We start from the raw sequence: 9,623 nt of genomic DNA, 5'->3' as shown, positions 1-9,623 counted from the left end.
AAGAGTCCATTTGTGACCTCCAATAGATGTTTTTGTGGATATTAACATTCTATCAAACAGGTCCAGATGGACTTTTATTTTTATAAAGTGTTCAACTTGATTTTACAATCGGCGATAACAAGATAATGGTGGCCGTCAGTGCAATTATCAATAATTTTATCAGCAATTCGATGTCTAATAATCAATATGATGGTCTTGATTGTTACATTGAAATAGTTGAAAAAATGCCGCAAATTCCCGAATTATATCTAATTAAAAGCAGTATAGCTGTCCATAAATATTTGATAGCTTATCACTTCCACAAAGATGAAAAGTACATTGATTATTGTCAGAAAATTGCAGAAAGTTATCAGTTAACAGGGATGGAAGATTTTGGTAAGAGTATAGAAAAATTTATTGAGCAAGAAAAAAACAAGTTATAAAACTTGTTTAAATCAAAAATGATAGCTATTAATTTTTTGAGTAAATAAAAGTGTCTGAGATTTAGTTATTTCCCAGACACTTTGTTTTTCGATATGTTTTTGAAATATGGTTTACGGACAATAAAGTCATAATTTACCCCCTTTGTCTCCTTACAACTTCCAAGTAACACTTTTATCTAAGAATTTATTTGATAACCTTAAACAATATTATAAATAAATTAGCTTTAATTTTTATTTCATTTTCATGTTTTATATGCTATATTTATTTTTACCAAAGTAAAAACGATCACGTGGGTCACTTTGGTGGGGTCTAGAAAGAAGGTAATATGTCGTTAAAATTTGCTAACAAAGGTAAACTAGCACTGTATATTCTTCTAGCTGCTATCAGTGCTTGCGGAAATGTCGTCATCGCCTATGTCACAAAAATTATGTTGAATAGTGCGCAATATCATCATGGTTCTCTTAATCAATTAATTTCTATTGCCCTTATTGGGGCGGGAATGTTAATTGCAATCATGTTTACGAATTTTGCTTACCGGTATATTCGTTATGACATCGTGCGAGATATCAACGTAGAAATCAAAGACAAAACCATCAGTTACTTAATAGAACAACAATCTGATTCTCAAAAAGATGGTCTAAACTTGATGACTAACGATTTAAAGCAAATCGAATCCCTTAAGATTTCTAATGAATTAATGATTATCTCAGAAGCGATGGCCTTTTTAATCTCAATTGCAGTGGGTCTATTTAATTCTTGGATTCTAACCTTAATTTTTGTTGCTGCAACTGCTATCCCTGGCTTTATTCAAAAATTCTTCATTAAAAACATTCAAGAAAAATCTGCTAAGTGGGAGAAACAAAATGCAGAATACACATAAGCAGTTTCAGATGCTATAAATGGTTCAAAAACCGCTATGCTCTATGATGTCCAAATTCCAATCGTTTCCTATGTAATTAACCAAGCTAAGCAAATGGAAAATGCATTGCGGTCATTAAATTATACTCAAGGTATGATTTCGACTATTATCATTACCGTAGCCGATATTTTCAGTTTCATTATTCCATTTTTAATCGGTGCCATTTTAATGTTTAACGGCCAGATCGGTGCTGGTACCCTAGTAATGATTGTTCAACTGTCTAACGACTTCATTAATCCAGTAACAATGATTTTTGATCAGATTAATCAAATCCGTTCTACCAAGCCAATGTGGGATAAGGTTGAAAAAGCTCTGAACTTTGAATCTATTAATTCTGAAAATAAAGCCGTTCGAACATTCGATGAATTAGATGTTAATGACATTGCTTATGAACAAAACGATAAATTGGTTTTTAATAATGTGAACTTTTCTATAAAACCTGGTGAAAAAGTGCTTCTAATGGCACCAAGTGGTTGGGGCAAAACTACCTTGCTTCGCCTATTGGTTGGGCAGATTACCCCAAGTAAAGGTCAAATCAAAATTAATCAAGAAGTATTAAACGGCAACTGGGCTAAAGCTCATGACTACTTCGGCTATATTAATCAAAAGCCGTTTATTTTTGATCGTGATTTAGAATTTAATATCACTTTAGGTAAAACTGTAACTAAACAGCAGTTAGATGAAGTATTAGCTGAATCTGGCTTGACCGAATTAGTCAAAGAAAAAGGCTTGAATTATGCTGTGGGACAAAACGGATGCAATTTATCAGGTGGGCAAATTCAAAGAATTGAAATCGCTAGAGCTTTGCTTGCTAAACGCCCTATTCTATTAGCAGATGAAGCCACTAGCGCATTAGATGCGAAACTTTCTTTGCAAATTCATCAAACTTTACTTAATAATCCAAAAGTAGCTGTCATTGAAGTGGCACATAAAATTTCTGATCAAGAAAAAGCAATGTTTGATCAAATTATTGAATTAGGAAAATAATTAGCAAGATTTGGTAATAACCAAATAGAGACCGTTTTTTAGCGGCCTCTATTTTTATTGATTTGTATTTTTCTTATGCTTGCGGCTTTGTACAATAATGACAATGCCCCAAACGATTATTACTAAGGTATAGATCATCATGAATACTTTGCCGGCGACGGCATTAGTATGCCAGAAGAACATTAACATTGCCCAAATGAAAAATACTATAGACCAAATAATTCTATAAAGTCTTGATTTCTCTCTCATCTTAACTCACACTCCCTGCTATGTACTTCTTTATTTCCTACCTTTAATTTACCCACCATGTAAGCATTTACAAATGATACGTACTTTTATATTGTTTTTCTTTTAAGGGGGGGTAAACTTAAGGTGACAAAGGATTTAACTAATGTTGAAAGTGTGCATATCATGAAAGACGCTTTAAATGAAATAAAGACTATTTCCCCTGATTTTTCACCTACTAAAAAGCAAACAGTCGGAAACAAGCCACATATTTTAAGTTTAGTTTTAGGAACTATCTTTGTTGTTTTTTTAGCATTATTTGTAACTGGATTTGGTTATCAACCTTGGTGGGTCTTCGCTATTGTTTTGATTTTGGGACTCGGCATTACCTTTCCAGCATGTTTTAACCAATACTGGTCAGTCGATAAAAAACAAATAACGATCACTTCATACAGCAATAACGATTTTAAAAAGTTAGCCCAATTATTCAATTTGACCAGTGAAGATCAAACAATAATCAATCTCTCTAACGTTCAAGAAGCCGCTATTGTTTATCGTAAAATTGTCCGTCTAAGTCCCTTCAACTTCAATCCTGATCACCTTTTACTTGGGATAACTACTAAGGATGGTAAGGAAATTGATCTGGACTTAGGTAACATTGATTATCAAGGTCTGGCAACAATTACGCTTTACCTTAGTGAAGCTGGAGCAAAAGTCAGTGATCAGCAAGGGATTCTTCGATTATTGTCTGAAAATCAAAATTTGTTCAAACATTTCCACAAGAAGTGGGCTTCGTTATAACAGTTTCTTTCGCTATTTCACGATACTAATAAATAAAAGGTCTCTTAGAAAGTTTATGTCTTTCTGGGAGACCTTTATATTTGCTATACATTTTATTCGTAGTCTTCAGGATTAATATCAGGTTTCGGTAAATTTTGCTTATGATCAAAAGTCACACCTTGAATCCCATTCACATAAGTCCAATCCTTAAGTGTCTTCATGTCGCCGGACAAATAATATTTACTGATCAAATCATTCCAAACATCCCACTTATCCAATGGTACGTTAATCAATCCTGCACCATGATCTATCATCAATTTATTCGCTGCTAATGTTGCCGTCCTTTTATTTCCATCCCCAAAAAGTTGATTGCGCATATTATGATACATTAACGTCATTGCTTTATCTGTAACAGAAGTATCTTTTTGCATCAAATTATTAAAAAAATCTACTTCTTGAGGCTTCCATTCACCTTTATCATTACCAAGTTCTACAGTAACTGAGCCTGTTCTAAAACTGCCCGGATCCAGAGAATCATACCTTGCAACTAACAGATTAATATTCTGCTCAATTTTTAACGATAGTGCCTTATCTTCCCTAATAACATACTGCCAGCCCCACTTCAATTGAACAATTACGTTCAAATTATTAATAGATAACACCAGCCGGACTCATACCATCAATAATCGTTTGCGTTTGCAGTAATATAGTATTTACGCCTTCAAAACGTGAATTTGTAAAAACTAATCTAACTAAATTCTTTTTTGCGAAACATCTATTTTGTTCTTTGGTTAAGTGAAATTTATCAGGATACATCGATAACTCATTGTTTATATTCTACTAAAAAGAAAACGACGCACCCAATAACAACAAACTAAAAATTACGAATTTAAAAAGCATCAAAAGTTAGAATTTTCTAACTTTTAATGCTTTTTTACTATGACTTTTCAATCGCATAAGCAATTACCCATATTACTACTATGAAGATAATTGCAATTAGCCATGCAGCTGAAGAAAATTGCCCACCTACTAAAATTATCAGACCAATTGCTACAGCATAGATACCGGCTAATGCCATTTTTGCTCGCTGATATTTTCCCTTTAAAGTATTTTTATACTTCTTTAGTATTTCAGACATAATCGTATAAATGACTATTGCGGTATAGATAAAGGCACTACTGAATGCCATCTCTTTTCTATAATACATTATCCAAAGGATAACCATTAATAAAAACATGAAAACATAACCTAAGATATTCAATACTTTTTCTAACTTAGCTAACTTTTTCTTCTTGGCATAGCTAGCTAAAAGTGCGGCGGCTACCAACACAACAATAACCGGCAAAAACCACTGTCCACCGGTTAAAACACTCGTTAAAAACATCATCTCAACCCTTAAATATTGAACAAGACACCAACAATTGAAAATAGTATCAATACCCAAACGAAACTTATAATCAGACCTAATGCAAAAGCCAACCATTTTTTCATTCTCTTTTGTAAAATTACATAAGTCAAAATTAATACAACAGTCTGAGGCACAGCGGCCAAGAAATTAGTTAGCGATTCTATCCGCAAAGCACTAATTGCAACAAACGCCAGACTAGTAATGAATGAGACAATCGCCATTCGCTTAACGCTAATATCTTCTACAAATTCAAAAACCAGAAATGCCACAATGAATCCTCCACCAATGTAGGCAGATTTAAAACCATGAAGAGACAAATTCATCAATGAATTGTGCAAACTAAATCCATTTTTAGCAAAATACAATAACCCTGTAATTACAATCCCTAGTAAACTGCACCAAAAATATTTCTTTGCTAAGCCACGATTATTTTTAACTAAAAACCAAAACGCGATGACAAAACCAATTACTGGAATAACTAAACTCGCCACTATCAACACATCTTGTATATATTCTTTTTTGCTTAAATCTTCATTCATTTTCCCACCAGATTCCCTATATTTTTCTAAAATTATACACTAATAAGATGAATATACAATAAAAAGTCGTATTTGAATCAAAGAAAAAATCAAATACGACTTTTAGTAAAAATATTCAGTTAAATCAAAAACAAGAATGCAATTAAAGCAGGAAGCAACTGCACCAGCCAAATCTTTTTAGTTGCAGTAAAACCACCAAAGATGGCCACAACCATGATCATCCCCAACAGTAACTGCCAAACTTTAATCACTGTACCAAATGGGAAAACAAAGTAACTCAAGATTAACAATAATCCCAACATCCCATTATAAATACCTTGATTAGCCATCGAAACACGAGCTTCTTTTTGCTTAACAAAATTTTCACTCATATCAAAGGCCTTGGCTTGCTGAGCTGGTTTACCAAATATTTCTAATAGACAAATTCCAATATGTTCAATTCCGACAATAAAAACTAGCGCGATCTCAATCATCAAAAAAGTTGCTGCTGTTTCCATACTATCTCCTATCTATTTGACAATGTTGTCACCCGACACTGCGCTCATTTTTAAATGGCTACCATTAGTTTCTTTACCAATTTGCGCATGAGTAGCTTTCCCTCCAAAAATAGTGTTATCACCACTCAATGTTGTCAGGTCACATTGGTCAACTTCAACATTTTCTATTAGATTATCCCCTGAAACAGTTGTAACTGCAAGACTTTTCGTGATTTGACTATTCTTTAAAAGAAAACTACCACTAGTCAGATCCGCATTACCAGAATCGACTTTCAGTTGATCTAATTTTGCATCCCCTGAAACAATGGACAACGACAACTTTGCGACCTTTAATCTATCAATCTTCAAATCACCACTAGCAGAGCTAAATTCCAATTCAGCTAAATTAACATCTTGTATTCTCGTATCTCCGCTAGCTAGGCCAATATATGCTTCACGTAATTGGTGATCTTTTGGAACAGTAATTTTTACTTTACCTACATCACTGCTTGTCACTACTTCTATTTTGAACAAGCCTTTCTGCCAGAATTTACCATTCTTACGATCAGTTTCAGGCTGCTTAAGTCGCAGCTGCTGCTCATTTTGTATTACTACTGGCTGTTTGTCTTCTGGGCCATGATAGTGAACCTCAAAATGATCCCCAGATTCAATTGCTAAATTTATATCCGCAAAATCTACTTGCAGTTCCTCAAATGCCTCATTAGTTAAGATCTTATCTACCTTTTCAATTTCATCGTTTTTATTAGAAAACATGTTACATCACTCCTTAACTAAGTGAATCTCACGATCAAACAACTGCCGCATCCCTTCATTAAAGTTATGTGCAATAAAGACAATGGTAGCTTTTTCTTTGACCAACTTTTGCAATATATTCATCGTTGCCTTTTGATCAATTGCGCTGGTTCCTTCATCGATCAAGATGATGTCGGCATCGTGAATTTTAGCTCTGGCTAGCACAATCTTTTGTCTTTGACCACCAGAGATATTCAAATTATCCAAATTCAGTTTTTCGTTAACGCCGTCTTTGAACTTGGCAATGTCGGGTGCAAAATTAACTTCATCAATGACCTGGGCAACTTTTTGATCTAAATGATCGTTAAACATCGTAATGTTGTCTTTAATAGTCCCAGGGAAAAGGTTAGGATCTTGAGGAATATAACCGATTTTAGTCATATCTGGGTTGACCACGTTGCCTTTTTTATCTTTAAATTCAACTTTTCCCTTACTTGGCTTAATTGAACCTAAAATCAGCTTGAACAAAGTGGACTTACCAGCACCAGAATCCCCTGTTAGCAGGATCTTTTCACCTTGATTGATTTTTAAATCAGGGAAACGCAAGCTTTCGCCATTGGGAAAATCGAGGGCTAAATCATGTGTCGCAATCGTTGCGGGTGCAGCTGTAGTATGCTTTTTCTTTACATTAATTTCAAAAGTGTCTGCACTAATATTATTCATCAAATTATGTGAAGATTTCATATAACTGATTGCCTGCAACATTTGCCGTAAACCAATCGAAATATTAGCTGCAAAATTTTGCACAGACATAATTGCACCGAAGATAATCAATCCCTTAGTGATCAAAGAAGCTGTCATTGCCATCAAAATTATTTGCATGACAATATTGCATACACCGTTAAGAATGATCATCTCTTGTTGTGCTACAACTTGCTTAACGTGAGCCTGCTCGACTTTATCAGCTGCTTGCTCTTGCACCTTAAATAATTTGATCCCGGCAAAATATCTTCTAATTTCTTCGAGTCCAGAAAACCACTGCGACAAGGTATTCAAGTACATCTTATTTTGTTTGGATAAATTATCGGTTGCCCGTTCCATCTTTTTCTGGACTAATTTCGGTACATAGTAAGCAAAAATATCTAAGATAACACTAGCAACAAATAATGACCAATGCACAGTAACTAAAGCAACTAAGGCTGCAACAAACATCGTGCCATAAAAAGGAATAATTATATACCACTCAAAATAATTATCTTTTACCAAGTTAAGATCATTAGTAATTCTGTTTTGTACATCTGCAATTGCATGATACTTTCCATCTTTGAAGTAATGATCAAAAAGTTTTTGACGCAGCTTTTGATTATATTCTTCCTCTTGAACCCTAACTTCGTATTGAATGTAATAAATCAATCCTTGTGCAAATATGTAAAAGATACCTAATATTAAAACGGTCCAAAGTACACCAGACCAATTATGATCTTTAACATAAGTCAACCAATACATCTGAACATAACCACCGCCAATAGCGCCTACTCCAGCTAAGATGGAAAGAACATTAATGTAAATAAAACGGAAATAGTTAGTCTTAATAAATCCTTTAAAGCTCATCTGTTTCACCTGCCTGTCCATTGCTTAATACAATCTTGCGGTCAAAGGCATTTATTAATTCATTTGAAAAGTTATGAGCAATCATGACAATAGTCCGATCAGTTTTAAGCAAGTTCTTCAAAACTTTCTTAGTTGCTTCACTATCTATTGCGCTAGTTCCTTCATCAATAAAAAGCCACTTCGTTTGATAAACCAGAGCACGAGCCAAAATAATCTTTTGTTTTTGCCCTCCAGATAGATTATCTTGATCAAGGTCAACTGCTGTCTTGATTCCTGCAGGGAATTTTTCAATGTCTTTATTTAGATCAACCCACTGAACAGCTTTTTCTGCTAACTTATTCAACTTTGGATCAAACATTGTGATATTGTCTTGAATACTGCCAGGAAATAAAATTCCATCCTGAGCTACGTAGCCAATTTCATCAGAATTAATATTTAAATCCCCCTGTTCATCTACAAAAGAAATTTTGCCTTGAGTTGGCTTCAGTTTGCCCAAAATCAGCTTAAACAAAGTTGACTTTCCAGTTCCGCTGTCACCCAGCAATAAAACTTTCTCTCCCTTTTTCACTTCTAAGTCAGGATAAGTAATTTTCTCACCATTAGGAAAATGCAAACCCAAATTTTCAATTTTTAATTCAGCAATATTTTGATCACCGTGTTGATTTTTTGCAATTTGTACAGGCTTCTCCATCGCTGATATTTTTTGATTAAGTTCTTTAGTTGATTTGATTAAATTCCACTCTGAAACTAAATATGTAATCCCGTTCATCACAGTTGAGCTAAATGCAATCGTCGTCATCACAGCACCAAAAACAATTTGTCCTTGGAAATAGAGATAACCACACAAGAGCATCAAAATTACCTGACCAAAAGTATTAAAACCAGCACTAACTACATCCGCAATAGCTACAATTTGTCCTTGTTTAATAGCAGCCTTTTTATACGCTGTTGTCGATTGATTTAAAGAGCTATTGAAAATATCAAAGCTAGCATATCTTCTAAGTTCATCTAGTCCATTAATCCACTTAGCAATACTATTTAATAGAGATTTGTTTTTCTCAGTAACTTGAATAGTGGCCTTCGATGTCATATTTTCAAAAAGCTTAGGCAACACTAATGAGATAATTGTCAGAATTAACGTTAAAATAGCTAAACTCCAATTAAAGTAGAATAAAATGATAATGGATAAAATCACATCCAAAGCATACATGTAGACATTTTTTAGTGGTGTCGCATAATTTTTAGTTAACTGATCAAGATTAGCATTCAAATCATTTTGAACTTTAGCTGTTTCCGTAATATTATTTTTAAAAATGAATCGACTAATTTTTATTCTAATTTTGTGCAAATAGTTTTGCGTTTGTTGACTAAATAAATAATCTGAACCAGAGATTAAAAGTAAGCGCATCAAATCTAATACTCGTGAAAGAATTAAAAAGAATAAAAAGGCGGATTGTAAAATCAAATTGAACACTTCGTTCAAATATTAAAAAAAGTCCATT

9 protein-coding genes and 2 pseudogenes are annotated in these 9,623 nt (G+C 33.7%); 3 read left to right on the top strand and 8 right to left on the bottom strand.

Features of this window, described 5'->3' with window-relative positions; translation table 11 throughout:
- Positions 1-125 precede the first annotated feature (125 nt).
- Entirely contained in the window at positions 126-422 is a 297-nt protein-coding gene (locus CP357_RS08800) for a hypothetical protein (RefSeq protein WP_089146038.1), read from the top strand.
- 326 nt (positions 423-748) lie between these two features.
- A pseudogene (locus tag CP357_RS08795) lies at positions 749-2,329 on the top strand (ATP-binding cassette domain-containing protein).
- Positions 2,330-2,383: 54 nt separating this feature from the next.
- Here CP357_RS08795 and CP357_RS08790 read toward each other — a convergent pair.
- Entirely contained in the window at positions 2,384-2,578 is a 195-nt protein-coding gene (locus CP357_RS08790; protein WP_013641871.1) for a hypothetical protein, read from the bottom strand.
- A 123-nt stretch (positions 2,579-2,701) separates the two neighbouring features.
- On the opposite strand from CP357_RS08790, the gene CP357_RS08785 reads away from it, so the two are divergent.
- A complete protein-coding gene (locus tag CP357_RS08785) occupies positions 2,702-3,355 on the top strand; it encodes an XRE family transcriptional regulator (RefSeq protein WP_098037096.1) in 654 nt (217 codons plus the stop codon).
- A 92-nt stretch (positions 3,356-3,447) separates the two neighbouring features.
- On the opposite strand, the pseudogene CP357_RS08780 reads toward CP357_RS08785, so the two are convergent.
- From CP357_RS08780 to CP357_RS08750, 7 genes and pseudogenes are all read right to left on the bottom strand, one after another.
- A pseudogene (locus CP357_RS08780) lies at positions 3,448-4,150 on the bottom strand (Fic family protein).
- A gap of 121 nt (positions 4,151-4,271) precedes the next feature.
- Complete coding sequence (locus CP357_RS08775) at positions 4,272-4,721, bottom strand: hypothetical protein (protein WP_233187245.1); 450 nt, start codon at positions 4,719-4,721, stop codon at positions 4,272-4,274.
- Positions 4,722-4,729: 8 nt separating this feature from the next.
- On the bottom strand, positions 4,730-5,281 hold the full coding sequence (locus tag CP357_RS08770; protein ID WP_098037094.1) for a hypothetical protein: 552 nt from the start codon (positions 5,279-5,281) through the stop codon (positions 4,730-4,732).
- 119 nt (positions 5,282-5,400) lie between these two features.
- Positions 5,401-5,778: a DUF1304 domain-containing protein gene (locus tag CP357_RS08765; protein ID WP_087236144.1), complete on the bottom strand. Its 378-nt coding sequence runs from the start codon at positions 5,776-5,778 to the stop codon at positions 5,401-5,403.
- Positions 5,779-5,790: 12 nt separating this feature from the next.
- Positions 5,791-6,531, bottom strand: coding sequence for a DUF4097 family beta strand repeat-containing protein (locus CP357_RS08760; RefSeq protein WP_098037093.1), 741 nt, complete (start codon positions 6,529-6,531; stop codon positions 5,791-5,793).
- Positions 6,532-6,537: 6 nt separating this feature from the next.
- Positions 6,538-8,121, bottom strand: a complete 1,584-nt coding sequence (locus tag CP357_RS08755) for an ABC transporter ATP-binding protein (protein ID WP_098037092.1) — start codon at positions 8,119-8,121, stop codon at positions 6,538-6,540.
- Positions 8,111-9,586: an ABC transporter ATP-binding protein gene (locus tag CP357_RS08750; RefSeq protein WP_233187244.1), complete on the bottom strand. Its 1,476-nt coding sequence runs from the start codon at positions 9,584-9,586 to the stop codon at positions 8,111-8,113. Before CP357_RS08750 ends, CP357_RS08755 begins: the two co-directional genes overlap by 11 nt.
- Positions 9,587-9,623 lie beyond the last annotated feature (37 nt).

This window comes from Lactobacillus sp. UMNPBX6, from assembly GCF_002553975.1.
Lineage (GTDB): Bacteria > Bacillota > Bacilli > Lactobacillales > Lactobacillaceae > Lactobacillus > Lactobacillus gallinarum.
The sequence above is the reverse complement of the archived record's forward strand: the minus strand, read 5'-3'. Positions and strand labels throughout refer to the sequence as shown.

Coding starts and splice junctions, on each gene's coding strand:
- CP357_RS08800 (WP_089146038.1), top strand. CDS start 126: ATGGTGGCCGTCAGTGCAATTATCAATAATTTTATCAGCAATTCGATG.
- CP357_RS08790 (WP_013641871.1), bottom strand. CDS start 2,578: ATGAGAGAGAAATCAAGACTTTATAGAATTATTTGGTCTATAGTATTT.
- CP357_RS08775 (WP_233187245.1), bottom strand. CDS start 4,721: ATGATGTTTTTAACGAGTGTTTTAACCGGTGGACAGTGGTTTTTGCCG.
- CP357_RS08770 (WP_098037094.1), bottom strand. CDS start 5,281: ATGAATGAAGATTTAAGCAAAAAAGAATATATACAAGATGTGTTGATA.
- CP357_RS08765 (WP_087236144.1), bottom strand. CDS start 5,778: ATGGAAACAGCAGCAACTTTTTTGATGATTGAGATCGCGCTAGTTTTT.
- CP357_RS08760 (WP_098037093.1), bottom strand. CDS start 6,531: ATGTTTTCTAATAAAAACGATGAAATTGAAAAGGTAGATAAGATCTTA.
- CP357_RS08755 (WP_098037092.1), bottom strand. CDS start 8,121: ATGAGCTTTAAAGGATTTATTAAGACTAACTATTTCCGTTTTATTTAC.